Origin of the sequence: Lentzea sp. (genome assembly GCF_035525475.1) — a bacterium.
GTDB lineage: Bacteria > Actinomycetota > Actinomycetes > Mycobacteriales > Pseudonocardiaceae > Lentzea.
This window is the reverse complement of the sequence record NZ_DATLEC010000249.1, coordinates 64,992-80,921: the sequence shown is the minus strand read 5'-3', so window position 1 is coordinate 80,921 and position 15,930 is coordinate 64,992. Positions and strand designations below refer to the sequence as shown.

Below are 15,930 nucleotides of genomic sequence, written 5' to 3'. Positions count from 1 at the left end.
GGTTCTTGTTCGCACCGCATGGCGGTGTGACGGTGACGCGCGCCCTTTTCGGGCTTGGGAGAGAGACATGACTGACTCTGAACGTGGTTCCGGCTCGACGCCGGACCCCACCGGCTCGCCTCGCGGGAAGGCCGTGGGGCGGAGGTACCGGCAGTTCCGGAAGGTGGGGTACCGGCCGGTGGAGGAGGGCTCGCCCGAGCGCAAGCCCCGGCCTGTGCCCGCGGCGGCGTCCGCGTCCGAGAAGAAGGCTCCTGAGGCACAGCCCGCGGACAGCGCGAGCATCGCGGGCGAGAAGCCGGCGGACAGCGCGAGCATCGCGGGCGAGAAGCCGGCGGCCGAGGCGCCACGCCACCTCGCCGCCGACGAGGCAGGCTCTCGCAGGGGTACCCCCGAGCCGGGAACCCCTGCATCTCAACCTACTCAGGAGGTCCGACAAGATCAGCCGGCGAGTGTGGCGGCAGCCGCGGCGTCCGAGCCCGCGGGCACACCGGCGGCGAAGGCCGCCGACCGGCCCGCAACGCCGACACCGGCGGCCCCCACGGCCCCGGCCGCAACGTCGAAGGCCGCCGACCGGCCCGCTTCGCCGACACCGGTGCCCCAGCCCGCCCAGGTCGCCACCGCCACCCTCCCGCCGTCGTCCCCGTGGCAGGGCCCGTCCCGCTACCCGAACCCGTCGGTGGTCATGTCCGCCCCCGGCGTCCCCTTCATGCCCTGGTGGAAGCCGCCCACGAGCGGCGCCCCCGCCCAGGTCATGCTCGTCGGTCTCATCGCGGGCCTCGCCGGGGCGTTCCTGGCCCCACCGAGCAACGGCATCGGCTGGTTCCTGGCCGGCCTGTGCTCCGTCGGCGCCGTGCTGTTCTACGCGGGCAAACCGACCATCGAGCGCGCGCTCTGGCTCGCGGCGGCGCTGGCGTTCCTCGCCATGGGCTTCCTGAGGGCGGCCGAGTGGATCTTCCCGCTGTGCGTGCTGGCCTCGATGCTCTGCGGCTCGATCGCGATGGCGGGTGGCAGGACCGTGCGGGGGCTGATCTTCGGCGCGGTCGGGCTCGGGCTGGCCGGTCTGCGGTCGATCCCGTGGGTCGCCAAGGGGTTCAGCCGGCGCGGGCCCATCGGGATCCGGCCGTTCCTCTCCGCCGGTGTGGCCGGGCTGCTGTTGCTGGTCTTCGGGTCGTTGCTGGCGGGCGCGGACAAGGGGTTCAACGACTTCCTCGAAGGTCTGGTGCCGGATCTCGAAGTCGGCGTCTACGTGCGAATGGGGTTCTTCGGGGTCGTCGCGGCGCTCGGGGCGTTGGGTGCGTGCTACCTCGTCGCGGCGCCGCCGGAGATCAACGAGGACGCCGAGGCGAAGCCGGGATCGTTGCGGCTCAAGGATTACGGGCTTCCTGTCGGTGTGCTCGTGTTGCTGTTCACCGGGTTCGTGGGAACGCAGCTCGCGGTTCTGTTCGGTGGCGAGGCTTATGTCATGAAAACCGCGGGCGTCACGTTCGCCGAGTACGCGCGGTCGGGCTTCTGGCAGCTGCTGTGGGTGACGATCCTGACGCTCGGCGTCATCGCGGGTGTGGCGCGGTTCGCCGTCAAGAAGACAGCGCGGGACCAGTTGTGGCTTCGGGTTCTGCTGGGTTCACTGGCTGTTCTCACGCTTGTCATCGTGGCGAGTGCCCTGAGCCGCATGTGGTTCTACCAGCAGGCGTACGGGTGGACGGTGCTGCGGATGCTCGTCTCGTCGTGCGAGGTGTGGCTGGCCGTGGTGTACGTGATGGTGATCGCGAGCGGGATCTCGTTGCGCGCCAACTGGTTGCCGAAGGCCGTCATCGCGACCGGGTCCGCGTTCTTCCTCGCGGTCGTGGTGATGAACCCCGAACGCGTGGTCGCCGACTACAACGTGTCGCGGTTCGAGGCCACGCAGAAAATCGACACGGTCTACCTGTCGCGGTTGTCGGAGGACGCGGTGCCCGCGCTCGTGAGGTTGCCCGAGCCGCAACGGTCGTGTTCCTTGCGGTGGTTGAAGGATCGCTACTCCGAGCAGGACTGGCGGGACTTCAACATGGCGCGGTACACCGCACGGAAGTCACTCGAAAGTGTTGCGGTGACTGAGGTCACCTGTGAGTCCACCTACTCCGAAGAGCGATAGTCCGTTGAGCGCAGGTAAAGTTGTTTATCTGCATGTTTTCCGAGAGGGTGAGAAGTGACGCTCAAGTGACCATTGCGGCCGAACCCGTTGTCCTTCGATCGATGTTCACGGCAGGCGAGGCGCCCACACCGCGCACGCTCCTGGACATCCTGCGCACGAGTGCCGAACAGCACCCGGAAGCGCCGGCCGTCGACGACGGCACCACCGCGCTGAGTTACCGCGCACTGCTCTCGGAAGTACTGGAGCTCAAGGAGAAGCTGACCGCCGGCGGTATCGGGGTCGGCGACCGGGTCGGCATCCGCGTGCCGTCCGGGACCGCCGACCTCTACGTCTCGATCCTCGCGACCCTCGCGGCGGGCGCCGCCTACGTGCCCGTCGACTTCGAGGACCCCGACGAGCGGGCGGAGCTCGTCTTCGGTGAGGCGCAGGTGAGTGCCGTGCTCGGCGAGGGCCGTTCCCTCGCGCTGCACGGCCCCGCGCTCGGCGCGCCCGGTGAACCCGGTCTCGACAACGACGCGTGGATCATCTTCACGTCCGGTTCGACCGGCAAGCCCAAGGGCGTCGCCGTGACGCACCGGTCGGCGGCCGCCTTCGTGGACGCCGAGGCGGGGCTGTTCCTGCGGGACGAGCCCATCGGGCCGGACGACCGCGTGCTGGCGGGGCTCTCCGTCGCGTTCGACGCCTCCTGCGAGGAGATGTGGCTCGCGTGGCGGCACGGCGCCTGCCTGGTGCCCGCGCCGCGGTCGCTGGTGCGCACCGGGATGGACCTCGGCCCGTGGCTGGTCGAGCAGGAGATCACCGTCGTCTCCACGGTTCCGACGCTGGCCGCGCTGTGGCCGGTCGAGGCGCTGGACGACGTGCGGCTGCTGATCTTCGGCGGCGAGGCCTGCCCGCCCGAGCTGGCCGAGCGCCTCGCCGTGCCCGGCCGCGAGGTCTGGAACACCTACGGGCCCACGGAAGCGACCGTCGTCGCCTGTGCCGCCCGGATGACCGGTGAGGGTCCCGTCCGCATCGGACTGCCGTTGGACGGCTGGGAACTCGCCGTCGTCGACGCCAGGGGCGAGGTCGTGCCGATGGGCGGGTCCGGCGAACTGGTCATCGGCGGCGTCGGCCTGGCGCGCTACCTCGACGAGGCCAAGGACGCCGAGAAGTACGCCCCGCTGCCCTCCGTGGGCTGGGACCGCGCGTACCGCAGCGGTGACGTGGTCCGCGCCGAGCCGGAGGGCCTCGTCTTCCTCGGCCGTGCGGACGAGCAGATCAAGCTGGGCGGACGCCGCATCGAGCTGGGCGAGGTCGACGCGGCGCTGGCCGCGCTGCCCGGTGTCGCCGGTGCCGCCGCCGCCGTGCGCACGACGCGGGGCGGCAACCAGATCCTCGTCGGCTACGTGGTGGTCGACGGCGAGTTCGACCAGGAAGCGGCCGTCGAGCAGCTCCGCGCCGAACTGCCCGCCGCCCTCGTGCCGTTGATCGCCGTCGTCGACACGCTGCCGACGCGCACGTCCGGCAAGGTCGACCGCGCGGCGCTGCCGTGGCCACTGGCGTCCATGGACACCGCGGGGGTGGTGTTCTCCGGCCTCGAGGGCTGGCTCGCGGAGCAGTGGGCCGCCGTGCTCGGTTCCGGGCCCGCGTCCGAGGACGCGAACTTCTTCTCGTCCGGCGGCAGCTCGCTGGGCGCCGCCCAGCTGGTCTCGATGGTCCGCACGCGGTACCCGAGCACGTCCGTGTCGGACGTCTACCAGAACCCGACGCTGTACAAGCTCGCGCGACGCCTGGAGTCGTACGGCGCGGCGGCCGAGGTGCACGAGGTCGCGCCGACGCCGCGCTGGACCGGCGTGCTCCAGTCGTTGCTGATGATCCCGCTGCTGACGATCTCCGGCGCGCGCTGGGTCGTCGCGCTGACGGCGCTGTCGAACGTGCTGGGCTGGACCTCCGTCTCGTGGTGGTGGGTCGCCGCCGGGGCCGTGGTGTTCCTCAGCCCCGCCGGACGCCTGGCGATCTCCGCCGGCGGCGCGCGGGTGTTGTTGCGCGGCGTGAAGCCCGGCGAGTACCCGCGCGGCGGCTCCGTCCACCTGCGACTGTGGACGGCCGAGATGCTGGCGCGGATGTCACGCGCCACCGAGCTCTCCGGCTCGTGGGTCACGCACTACGCGCGGGCGCTGGGCGCGAAGATCGGCCCCGGCGTCGACCTGCACTCGTTGCCGCCGGTCACGGGCATGCTGAAGGTCGGGCGCGGCGCCGCCGTGGAGCCCGAGGTCGACCTGTCCGGCTGGTGGCTGGACGGCGACAGGCTGCGCATCGGCCGCGTCCGGATCGGCGCCGGCGCGACCGTCGGGGCGCGCAGCACGCTGTTCCCCGGCGCGCGGATCGGCAAGCGGGCCGAGGTGGCGCCCGGTTCGGGTGTCGTCGGGTCCGTGTCCACCGGTCAGCGCTGGGCAGGCGTCCCCGCGGTCCGCGAGGGCAAGGCGGCGCGGTCGTTCCCGTCGTACCGTCCGGAACGGTCGCGCTTCTGGAACCTCATGTACGGCGTCTCGTCCGGCCTGCTGGCCGCGCTGCCGCTGCTGGCGGCGGCTCCGGCCGTGCTCTACGTGCTGCGGCGGCCGGTGACGCCGACGTCGGCGCTGTGGGACGTCCCGGTCGCCTCGGTGATCTGGTTCGGCTCGTACGCGCTGCTGGTGCTGGTGGCCGTGCGGCTGCTGGGCATCGGCATGCGCGAGGGCCACTACGCCGTGCACAGCCGCGTGGCGTGGCAGGCGTGGACGACCGAGCGGTTGATGAACAACGCGCGCTCGGCCCTGTTCCCGCTGTACGCCTCGCTGTTCACGCCGGTGTGGTTGCGCCTGCTGGGCATGAAGGTCGGCCGCGGCGTCGAGGCGTCCACCGTGGTGGCGCTGCCGAAGATGACCCGTGTCGGCGACGGCGCGTTCCTGGCGGACGACACGATGGTCGCGTCCTACGAGCTCGGCGGCGGCTGGCTGCGCATCGCCACCGCCCGCGTGGGCAAGCGGGCGTTCCTGGGCAACTCGGGCATGACCGCGCCCGGCAGGAACGTGCCGAAGGGCGGGCTCGTCGGCGTGCTGTCGGCGGCTCCGAAGCGCGCCAAGGCCGGCTCGTCGTACCTGGGCATGCCGCCGATGAAGCTGCCGCGCGCCGCCGAGGTGTCGGACCAGTCGCGCACGTTCGACCCGCCGAAGCACCTCATGTGGGCGCGGGCGCTGGTCGAGCTGTGCCGGTTCGTGCCGGTGATGCTCAACGTGGCCCTGGTCGTGCTCGTGCTGTTCGCGCTGAAGGAGCTCGGGCTCTGGTGGTCCGGAGTCGTGCTTCTGGGTGCCGGCGTGGCCGCGTGCCTGGTGGCGGCGGCCGCCAAGTGGCTGCTCGTGGGCCGGTTCAAGGTGCGCGAGTACCCGCTGTGGTCGGCGTTCGTGTGGCGCAACGAGCTGGCGGACACGTTCGTCGAGGTGCTCGCGGTGCCGTGGCTGATCGGGTTCTCCGGCGGCACGCCGATCATGAACCTCTGGCTGCGCTCGCTGGGCGCGTCGGTCGGCCGTGGCGTGTGGTGCGAGTCGTACTGGCTGCCCGAGGCGGACCTGGTGTCGCTGGGCGCCGGCGCGTCGGTCAACCGCGGCTGCGTCGTGCAGACGCACCTGTTCCACGACCGCATCCTGCGCATGGACCGGGTGACGCTGGCCGAGGGCGCCACTTTGGGCCCGCACGGCATCGTCCTGCCCGGGGCGTCCATCGGGGCTCACACGACCATCGGACCCGCCTCGCTGGTGATGCGTGGAGAGGATGTACCGTCGGGAACCCGTTGGCTGGGCAACCCGATCTCCGCGTGGACATGAGCTTCTCCGTACACCATTACGCGCTAGAGCTTGACTACAAGCCGCACTCCGCGCGCCTTTCCGGGCGCGCGGTGCTGCAGGCTTCCTGCGCCTCGCTGTCGTCGTTCTCGCTGTCCTTCGGCTCCCTGCGGATCTCGAAGGTGCTGGTGAACGGCAAACCCGCGCGGTACGGGCACGCCGGCGGCGTCCTGAACGTCCGCGCGGCCGTGCGGGGGTCCTTCTCGGTCGAGGTCCGCTACTCGGGCACGCCGGTGCCGATCGCGACGCCCGAGTGGGGCGACCTCGGCTGGGACCACCTGACGGACGGATCGCTGGTGGCCTCGCAGCCGATCGGCGCGCCGTCGTGGTTCCCGTGCCTCGACGAGCCGTCGTCCAAGGCGTCCTACCACCTCGAGGTGACCGCGCCTTCCTCGTACGCGGTGGTGTGCAACGGGGTCCTGGTGGACGGCAAGGTCTCCGGCAGCACCACGCGGTGGACGTACTCGATGGCCGCCCCGATGGCCACCTACCTGGCGACCGTCCAGATCGGACAGTACGTCGAGGCGTTACCGGGCGTGTGGGCGCCCTCACGGCTGCGCAGGGCCGTGACGCACGACTTCGCACGGCAGAACCAGATGATCTCGCTGTTCTCGTCGCTGTTCGGGCCCTACCCTTTCGCCACCTACTCGGTCGTGGTGACCGACGACGCGCTGGACGTCCCGGTCGAGGCGCAGGGGTTGTCGACGTTCGGCTCCAACCACGTCGACGGGCGCCGCGGCTCCGAACGGCTGGTGGCGCACGAACTGGCCCACCAGTGGTTCGGCAACTCGGTCGGAATCGCCGCCTGGGAGCACATCTGGCTCAACGAGGGCTTCGCCTCCTACTCGGAGTGGCTGTGGTCCGAGGCCTCCGGTGGCCGGTCGGCGGACGCCTGCGCGGCCGGGGCCCGGGATCTGTTGCGGCGCCTGCCCCAGGACGTCGTGATCGGACGGCCCGAGCGGGCCGAGTGGTTCGACGACAGGGTCTACAAGCGCGGTGCCCTGACGTTGCACGCCCTGCGCCGCGAGATGGGCGACGACTCGTTCTTCGCGCTGCTGCGGGAGTGGTGCGCGCGCAACCGGCACGGCGTCGTGACGACCGAGGACTTCCTTGCGCTGGCAGGACATCGGGACCTGCTGACGCGCTGGCTCTTCGAGCCGGAACTGCCGATCTAGTCCGTCCACTTCCACACCAGTGGAGGACGGCCCCCCTTGGGCAGCGCCGCGGCGTGCTCGCTGGTGCGTTCGAGACCGGGCACGCGGTCCATCGTGCGACCGAGGTTCGCCGGGTAGGGGCGGTCGCCGGTCAGGGACTCCGTCACGTCGAGCGCCTGCGCCGTGGTGAACTCACGGCCGAGCAGACCCGCGGTGAACGCCACGTCGCGCCACAGCTTGTCCGCCAGCAGCGGCCGGCAGTCGGCGACGATCCGGTCGTGGTCGAACGCCAGCGGCGGCACGTCGGCCAGGGGCGCCCACACGGTCAGGTCGCCGGTCGGGCGGGCGACCGTGGCCCACAGGGCGATCGAGAGGGTCGGGCCGCGCGGGTCGCGCGACGGCTCGTCGAACGTGGCGAGCTGGCCGGTCGCCGTCACGGACTCCTCGGCCAGGCCCAGCTTCTCCGTCACGGCCCTGGTGGTCGCCTCGCGCAGCCGCTCGCCCCTGCCCAGCAGGACACCCGGCAACGCCAGCTCGCCCGCGAACGGCTCCTGTGCGCGGGGCGCCACGCCCACGAGCACCGCGCGTGCGTCCGGGTCAAACCGGAGCGCGATCACGTCCACCGACACCAGCGTCGACTCGATCATGGCGTGGATTCTCCCGTACCGCGTAGTCGGCCCTGGACGGGCCCGCCCCGGTGACCAGCACCTCGACGCCGAGCAGATCTTCCAGGTGTGCCAACGGATCGGGCATGTCCTCCAGGACTCCGCCGGTGGCGACCTCCAGGCCCTGGGCGTCCAGGTGCGTCACTGCCAGCCCGTCGACGCCCCCGCAGCACCGCACGGAGTAGCGCAGCAGATCGGCGTCCAGGTGCCCGGCCCGCCACGCGCCCTGGTACTCCCCCGTGCCGTTGTGCGCCTCCGGGAACCGGTCGAGCACGGCCTGGTCCTCCGTCGGCAGCGGGCCCGCGCCGTGCCGGGTCTGGTAGGTCCGGGTCACGCCCAGCACGCGGGCCGGACGCCCGCCGAGCAACGTCCGCGCGTTGCGCGGCGTGACGGTCGACCAGGTCGTGTGCGGGTGGAACCCGTAGGTCTCGTCCAGCAACACGCCCTGCGCGCCCTCGAAAACGAGCCGTCCGGCATCCGCGAGGCGCCCGCACTCGTCGCCGGTCGTGATCCGCACGGCGTCCGCGAACGACCGGTAGAGCTCGACCAGCTCGTCCACGCCCGGTCCGTCGCCGATCAGCGGCTCGTAGAACCTGGCGAGCACGTCCAGCTTCTGCCGCAGCACGCGCGGGTCCAGGCAGTCGCCGACGGTCGGAGCCGGGCCCGGCTCGCCGAGCACCCGTTGTCCCTCGACCACCTCGCCCGGCGCTGCTCCCCGTTCGCCGAGCAGCCCGTACCAGACGGTCTCGCCGATCCCCTTGCCGCACGACCCGTGCCGGTCCTCGCCCCTGGCGTTCTCGCGAGCCCGGTTCGCGGCCACGTGGAACGGCGTCGTGAGGAGTGCGCCGGCGTCGATCGACACCAGCGACAGCGGGTCGGCGACGCCGACGGCCTCCAGCTCGCGCGACTCGGTCGCCAGCGCGATCGGCTCGACCAGCACGAAGCGGGACAGCCAGGTCGGCACGCCCGCGAGCGTGCCGGACCCGAACTGGCTGAACGTGTGGTGCCGTCCGTCGACGACCACGTTGTGCGCGGCCTGCGCTCCCCCGTTGAACCGCACGACCGCGGACACCGATCCGTCGGCGCACAACGCGTCGACCACCGCTCCCTTGCCCTCGTCGCCGAACCCGAGCCCGACGACGATGACGTGGTCCTCGTTCGTCATGTCAGCTCAGCGCCACGTCGTCGGGACCGTCGATGCCCAGCGGGGCGGCAGAGGCCGTGAGCGACCGCGCGCCGCCGACGGTGGCCAGTGCCTTGCCGACGGCCCTGCTCTCGGCGACCGAGCCGATCTCGGCGAGGTCGACCAGGGCCTGGTCGAGGTCCACCACGCTCTCCTCCACGCCGATCGTCGCGGCGATCAGCTCGCACACCGCGCCGGGGTCGTCGAGCTTGAGGAAGTTCTGCCCGAGGATCGCCCGCCAGTGCTCACCGATGCTGTCGTCGTGGAAGTACGACGACTGGTTGGGCAGGATGAAGTAGACGTGCCACTTCTTCGCGAGCTCGCGGTACACCGACACGGGGTCGATGTCCTGGGTGACCTCGTCACCGATGACCCGGCGGATGTGCCGGGCCTTCAGCCGCGTCTTGTTCAGCTCGTCGCCGATGATGAACAGGTACCCCTTGCGGCCGCGCTTCTGCCAGGCGTCGGTGACGACGTGGCGTGCGACGAAGTACGCGGCCAGCTCGTACGACTCGCTCTTCTGGCCACCGCCGTTGCCCTCGAGGAAGATGTCCCGCAGCTGCTCGTCCATGCGGTTGTCCGACTCGAACTGCCCGACCTGCAGCGGCACGCGGTCGCTGTCGGCGTCACCGATGCCGCCGAACATCAGCTGCGGGTCGGCGAGGTATCCCTTGCGCTGCAACAACCCGTGCAGCTTGCCGAGCTTGCCCTGCATGATCCGCGGCACCGCGCCCATCGACCCCGTCACGTCGAACAGCACCGCGATCGGTGTCGAGTCGGCGTGGTCGGGCGAGTCGCGGCACTCGCGGAACCCGACGTTCAGCGGGTCCAGTGCCGGGGCGGCCTTCCAGCTCGACGACGGCTGCGACTTGACGGAGGCGGTGTAGCCGAAGTCCGCGATCCCCTTGGCCGCGCGGAAGGTCTTCGCCGCGGCGTAGGCGTTGTCGTCCCACTTGCCGTGTCCCATGGTCATTCTCCTGTCTTGGGGAGGGCGAACGGGCGGAAGCGCCGTGCGCCGTAGAGGTCTTCGAGCAGGTCGTCGTACTCGCCCAGCAGGTCGGCGGCGTCAGGCCGCCCGCCCGGCTGTTCCTGAAGGCATCCGTTCGCGAAGGCTCGTTGCCGGTGTTCGTCGTGCGCCAGCAGGTCCAGCATCAGCGTGTGTGCCATGTGGACGTCCGTGGCCGCGGTGACCGGCCGGCCCGCTTCGACTTCCGGTGGGTAGGCGATGGCGCGGCTGGTCGCGAGGAGCCGCTGTCCTTCCTCGACGGCGAACGACCAGCCGGCCAGCACGATCCCGTGCTGCTCCGGGTGCACCATGACGTTGTCGGCGGTGACGGCACCGTGGACCAGGCCGATCCGGTGCGCGCCGGCCAGTGCCTTGAGCAGCCTGCGGTGCATCCACGCGTAGTCGCGCCCGTCCAGTCCGTCGGGGAACGCCCGCCTGACGTCCGCGAGCGTCACGAAACCGTCCCTCAGCGGGTCGAGCACCGTGAAGGCGCGAGAGCCCTGGGCGACGTCGCCCGAGGTGTCGAGCAGGCGCGGGTAGAAGGGCCGCAACCACTGGTTGACGTCGGTGAACCGTTCCAGTTCCCGCAGCGCCTGCCACTCGCCGTGCAGCAACGGGTTGAGGGCGGGGTTGCGCACGACCTTGACCACGTACGGCCCGTCCGCCTCGTACAGGTTGGCGATGCTGCCGACCGCGAACGGCTCCCCGACGCGGTAGACGGCGGTCCTGGTCCTGAGCTCGACGGTCGTGCCGTTCGACCACTCGTGGTGCAGGCGGGTCAGGGTCGCCGACGCCGCGTGCGCCCGTGTGTCGTCCGGGCCGACCGCGTCGGGGTGCAGAACGGAGGCCAGCGCGTGGTACAGGCGTCGCGCCTGCTTGCGCTGGTCGGGATCGGTGGTGCGGGGACCGAACAGCGCCTCGGCTGTCGCGGCGCGTTCCACCAGGTCCAGGGCCTCCGCTGTCGTGAACATGGTTTGAGTCTATGCAACTCAAACCTGGATGGCAAGCATGTTCTGGTTCATGTGACTCAAACCGCGTCCGCAGGCCCCGTGAGCCGCCTCATGGTGTTCCTTCACCCGAACGGCGGGTATCCGTTCTCGACACAGGAAGGCGGAAACCGTGCTGTTCGTCGTCATGGGCTGCTCCGTGGCCTTCGCACTGCTCGCGGTGGAGGTGATCCACCGGCTGGTGCGCCGCTTCACCCACAGCGGCAAGATGTACCGGCCCGGCCAGGTGTTCGGAGTGCTCCTGGCCGCCCAGATAAGCCTCACCGCCTACCCGATAGACGTACCCGTCGCCTCACACGCGCTGGGCGTCGCGTTGATCCTGGGCGGGGCGTGGCTGCTCTCCGCGCTCATCAGCACCCTTGTGGACGTTTCCCTGTCGCGGATCCGCACGGACGTCACGGACAACCGGCACGCGCGGCGCGTCCACACCCAGATCACACTGGTGCGCAGGCTGACGCTGGTGGTCATCGGCGTCCTGGCCATGGGCGCCATCCTGATGACGTTCCCCGGCGCACGCGCGGTCGGGTCGACGGTGCTCGCGTCCGCGGCCGTCATCGGTGCGGTCGCGGCGTTCAGCGCGCAGTCGTTGCTGGGCAACCTGATCTCGGGGCTGCAGATCGCGTTCAGCGACGCGGTGCGGCTCGACGACGTCGTGGTGGTCGAAGGTGAATGGGGACGGGTCGAGGACATCACGCTGACGTACGTGGTGCTGCACCTGTGGGACGACCGGCGGCTGGTGCTGCCCACGTCGCACTTCCTGAAGACGCCGTTCGAGAACTGGACGCGCACGCGGTCGGCGTTGCTCGGGACCGTCGAGCTCGATCTCGACTGGACGGTGCCGGTCGAGGCGATGCGGCAGGAGATGCGGTCCATGCTGGAGGGCAGCGACCTGTGGGACGGGCGGGTGTCCGTGCTGCAGGTGACGCAGGCGACCCAGGGGTTCGTGCGGGTGCGTGCGCTCGTGAGCGCGGCCGACGCCGGCAAGCTGTGGGACCTGCGCTGTCTCACGCGCGAGCACCTGGTGGACTGGGTGCACCGCCAGCACAGCGGCGCGTTGCCGCAGATCCGCACGAGGGCCGTCACGGGTGTCAAGAAGGCGCAACCGACCTCTGACCAGCACACGGACGCTCGGGTGTTCGGTGAGAGCGTGGACGGGACGCTGCGGGAGCAAGCGTTTGCGGGACCGAAGCAGTGATCGGCCGCGAAATTCGTGCAACCGGCCGCGGAGGCCGTTCCGTCCTCTGATCATGAGAAGACCGCTCGCCGTCGCGTTTTGCGCGCTGGCTCTCGGTGGCTGTGGTACGAACGGGACCGACACCGTGCCGTACGCGGAGGGTTCTGTCATGTCATCAGCCAAGCCGGACAAGAACCGGATCGAGCAGGCGAAGCGCGACGGCCACCTCACAGTGCCACTGATGATCTCCGTGCGGCCGGGCCGCGACGAGGAGGTCGAGCAGGCGCTGACGAGGCTGGGCGCGACCGTCGAGTCGCGGGATCGGAGAATCGGCTACCTGCGCGCCGAGATGCCGGTCGACAGGGTGGAAGACGCGAATCTGATCAGCGGTGTGTCCAAGGTGGACGTGGACGAGCCGCTCGGGAACAAGCTGCCGGAACCGTAGAAAGCCCCAGGATCTCGTGGACCCTGAGGCTTTCTGCGTTCCAGCGGTTGCTAGCTGACTGCCTGGACGATCACGGCGCCGCGGCCGACGACGTTCTCGTCCGCCGTGCGCACCTCGAGCTCACCGCGCAGCACGCGGCCGGCACCGGGCTGGCCCAGCGGCGTGATGACGCCCGACGCCGTCCACGACGCACCCGCGGCGCGGGCGGCGTTCGTGTCGGTCACGGACAGGGTGCCGAGAGCGGCCGAGGTGTAGACGTCGAAGTAGTCGTACTCCGTGGTGCCCGCGGGCACCGCGTAGCTGTCCACCAGGACGAGCCACGCGCCGGCTGCCGGGTTGGGGATGGTCACCGACTCCTCGGAGTCCGCGTCCGCCGACGAACCGGCCTGGACGCAGGAGCCCGTCGTGCAGTTGTACACGTACAGGTCGAGGTCAGCGCCCTGGTCGGCGGTGTTGCCGATGGTGGCGGTGAGGCTCGACGCTCCGGCGCCGACGACGACCTGGTACTGCTGGCTCGCCAGGTTCTCGATCGTCGGACGGGCCGACTTGGAGCTGCCGACGGCACCCGCCGCGAGCCGGCCGGTGAAGGCCGCCTGCGCGTTCGTGACGGTGTAGCCGCGCTCGACCGGGGTGCCCAGCGCCGCGGACGGGATGACGTCCGGGTTCGGGCTGATGGTCGTGCCCAGCACGGACGCGGTCACCGAGTACGGCGCCACGTCGGCGTCGGAGGTGCGGCGAGCCTCGATCACGATCTCCCACACACCGGCCATCGGGCTGGTCACCGTGCGGCTGGTGGGCGAGCCACCGGCACAACCGGCACCGGCGTCCGGGTTGTAGCAGTTGGTCGACGTGTTCGAGTCGTAGCCGACGCCCTGCGGGGTGTAGCGCAGGAAGCGGACCTGGCCCTTGCCGGCCTCGGTGCCGCCAGCGGTCAGGTCGACCTTCAGCGCGGTCGTGCCCTTGGGCACGTTCACGAAGAGGCTGGTCGACTGGTTGCGCGCGATCGTGCCGGACTTCGTGACCGAGAACTTGTTGGCGGCGTTGAAGTTCTCCGCCGCGAACACCGCGTTCAGGGTCTGCGCGTCGACGCCGGGGGTCTCCGGGTTGTCGAGCTGCAGCACGGCGCTGTGCGCGCCCGCCGTCTTGGCCTTGACCTTGACCGGGAACAGCACCGGCGTGTTCAGCGGCAGGCGGACCTTCTTCGCCGCCGTGAACGTGCCGTCGTTGCCCTTCCACGACACGTTGTACGTCTCGTCGTCGTGGCCCGTGGTGCGGGTCAGCGTGTAGGTGCGGGTGTACTCCTGGCCCGCGGTCACGCCTTCACGGTCGTGGATGCCGACACCGACGTTCGGGGTGGCCAGCAGTCCACTGAGGACGGTGTTGACCTGGACGGCCGTCGTGACCTTGTCCGGCACGGAGTGCTTGTCCAGCAGCTTCCACGCGGCGTTGGTGTTGAACAGACCGGCACCCTGCTCGTAGGCGCCGAGCGAGTCGACGTAGTTCGCGCTGCGCTGGATCGCGTAGCGCAGCTCGGCGCTCGTGGGGCGCTGGCCGTTGTGCGTGGCCTTGAACGCGCTCACGAGCAGAGCGGCGGCACCGGTCGCCTGCGGGGCGGCCATCGACGTGCCGTTGAACTGCGAGTAGCCGGCCGGGAGGGCGTAGGTGCCCGCCACCGGGCCACCCGGCTGCCAGCGCGGCGTGGTGGAGATCGCCGAACCGGGCGCGATGATGTTCGGCTTGAAGCCGCCGTCCTCGGCCGGGCCGCGCGACGAGAAGCCGTGCAGGTTCTGCTTCTGCGCGGTCTTCGAGCCGTAGTTGGAGAGCCAGGTCTCCTTGGTGATGTACGAGCCGACGCTCACCGCGTCCGTGGCGACCGACGGGTCACCGACGGTGTTCGAGCCCGCGCCGGAGTTGCCGGCCGAGATGAACAGCTGGACGTTGTACTCGTTGATCGTGCGGTTGTAGAGCTCCGCACGGGCGTTGTTGCCGTCGTTGAGCGCCGGGAGGCCACCGATGGAGATGTTCACGACGTCGGCGCCGTTGCGCGCGGCGTAGAGGACACCGTCGACGAGACCGGAGCTGGTGCAGGACGGCGTGGAGAGGCACGCCTTGATGGCGATCAGCTTCGCACCGGGGGCGGCACCGGCCATCTTGCCGTCGAACAGCTTGTTGGCCGAGGTGATGCCGGCGACGTGCGTGCCGTGCGCGGCGCCCGAGATGCCGAGGTTCACGTACGGCGTGCCCGCGTTGTCGTAGATCGAGCGGTCGGTCTGCACGACGAACGCGACGCGGTCGATCACAGGGGTGGCGGGGTTGTCGGCGCCGACGAAGCCGACGTCCTGCTTGACCTTGTAGTCGATCATGCGCTTGTTGTTGGTGAAGTTGCCGTCACCGTCGGTGTCGACGAAGACTTCCTTCGTCGTGATGTCCTGGAGGACGCCGAACGTGTCGAGGCGGTCACCGTCGCGGTTGATGTCACCGCCGGTCTCGGACGCCGCCGTGCCGAGGTCGCCCGCGGTCTCGGCGAAACGGCCGAACGAGTACGGGCCGCCGGTCGCCGGCGCGGTCCACTCGCGACCGCCGTCGGTGAACTTGCCGACGCGGCCGGTCTTGGTCATGGTGACCCAGGTGCCGTCGCCGGAGTTCGTGGCGTTCGCGTTGTACCAGTCGATGATCTTGCGCTCACCGGTGGTGGTCGTCTGCAGGGCCGGGGTGTCGAGGTCGATGCCGGAGTCGATGACGGCGATCGTCGCGCCGCGGCCGTCCCACTTCGGGTGCGCGGTGGCGAACTGCGCCGCCTGCGTGTCCTGGGTCGGCATGTACGGGTTGGTGCGCGGGGTCTTCGAGTCCGGCGCCTTCTGCGGCGCGGGCTGCTCCATGCCCTGCGGACGCGGGTCGTCGAGCGCGATGAGCCCGTCGACGTCCACGGTGCTGACCGAGGCCAGCTTGGCGGCCTTCTCCGCGTTCTCGCGCGGGATGGTCACCTTGACGTAGTCGACGTCCTTCTCGGTCTTCTGGACCGTGGCGCCGAGCGCCTTGAGGTCGTTGACGGCGGCGTCGGTCTTGCCGTCCTCCGCGGCGACCAGCAGGTCGACGGTCGGCTTGCCCTCGCGGCCGGCCTGCTCGACGAGCTCGCGGTCCTTCTTGTCCAGCTGCTTGTCAGCGGCCGGCTGCTCTTGCGGAGCGTTCTGCGCGTTGGCGGGGGTGGCGGCGAAGCCGAACCCGGCAGTGCCCAACACCGCGGTCAACAAGACCGTTCCGGTGCGGCGTCTCCAGTTCTTCACGGCGCATGTGCCCTTCGTGGGGTA

At 70.6% G+C, this 15,930-nt stretch carries 10 protein-coding genes; 5 read left to right on the top strand and 5 right to left on the bottom strand.

Translation table 11 applies throughout. The features are described 5' to 3' along the window. Positions 1–67: 67 nt before the first annotated feature. The 3 genes from VM306_RS37525 (at position 68) to VM306_RS37515 (ending at position 7,163) form a co-directional block, all read left to right on the top strand. On the top strand, positions 68–2,131 hold the full coding sequence (locus VM306_RS37525; RefSeq protein WP_325523584.1) for a DUF4153 domain-containing protein: 2,064 nt from the start codon (positions 68–70) through the stop codon (positions 2,129–2,131). Positions 2,132–2,232: 101 nt separating this feature from the next. Next, positions 2,233–5,970 (top strand): Pls/PosA family non-ribosomal peptide synthetase, encoded by a 3,738-nt coding sequence (locus VM306_RS37520; RefSeq protein WP_325523582.1) that lies wholly within the window; start codon positions 2,233–2,235, stop codon positions 5,968–5,970. Then, positions 5,967–7,163 carry a M1 family metallopeptidase gene (locus VM306_RS37515; RefSeq protein ID WP_325523580.1) on the top strand — a complete coding sequence of 399 codons (1,197 nt, stop codon included), beginning with the start codon at positions 5,967–5,969 and terminating at the stop codon, positions 7,161–7,163. Before VM306_RS37520 ends, VM306_RS37515 begins: the two co-directional genes overlap by 4 nt. Here the strand turns inward: VM306_RS37515 and VM306_RS37510 are convergent. The 4 genes from VM306_RS37510 to VM306_RS37495 are packed head-to-tail and all read right to left on the bottom strand — an operon-like array spanning position 7,160 to position 10,967. Next, complete coding sequence (locus tag VM306_RS37510) at positions 7,160–7,789, bottom strand: NUDIX domain-containing protein (RefSeq protein WP_325523578.1); 630 nt, start codon at positions 7,787–7,789, stop codon at positions 7,160–7,162. The genes VM306_RS37515 and VM306_RS37510 overlap by 4 nt on opposite strands. Beyond that, complete coding sequence (locus tag VM306_RS37505; protein ID WP_325523576.1) at positions 7,740–8,972, bottom strand: adenylosuccinate synthetase; 1,233 nt, start codon at positions 8,970–8,972, stop codon at positions 7,740–7,742. Before VM306_RS37505 ends, VM306_RS37510 begins: the two co-directional genes overlap by 50 nt. A 1-nt stretch (position 8,973) precedes the next feature. Next, positions 8,974–9,957: a hypothetical protein gene (locus VM306_RS37500; RefSeq protein WP_325523574.1), complete on the bottom strand. Its 984-nt coding sequence runs from the start codon at positions 9,955–9,957 to the stop codon at positions 8,974–8,976. Between the two features lie 2 nt (positions 9,958–9,959). Beyond that, the gene (locus tag VM306_RS37495) at positions 9,960–10,967 is read right to left on the bottom strand and encodes an adenylate cyclase (protein ID WP_325523572.1); all 1,008 of its coding nucleotides are present in this window, start codon (positions 10,965–10,967) and stop codon (positions 9,960–9,962) included. Positions 10,968–11,115: 148 nt separating this feature from the next. Here VM306_RS37495 and VM306_RS37490 point away from each other — a divergent pair, with 148 nt between their 5' ends. Together VM306_RS37490 and VM306_RS37485 are read left to right on the top strand one after the other, a co-directional pair. Continuing rightward, entirely contained in the window at positions 11,116–12,198 is a 1,083-nt protein-coding gene (locus tag VM306_RS37490) for a mechanosensitive ion channel family protein (RefSeq protein WP_325523570.1), read from the top strand. A 148-nt stretch (positions 12,199–12,346) separates the two neighbouring features. Beyond that, complete coding sequence (locus tag VM306_RS37485) at positions 12,347–12,622, top strand: hypothetical protein (protein ID WP_325523568.1); 276 nt, start codon at positions 12,347–12,349, stop codon at positions 12,620–12,622. Between the two features lie 50 nt (positions 12,623–12,672). Here the strand turns inward: VM306_RS37485 and VM306_RS37480 are convergent, their stop codons facing one another. After that, complete coding sequence (locus tag VM306_RS37480; RefSeq protein WP_325523566.1) at positions 12,673–15,861, bottom strand: S8 family serine peptidase; 3,189 nt, start codon at positions 15,859–15,861, stop codon at positions 12,673–12,675. Positions 15,862–15,930 lie beyond the last annotated feature (69 nt).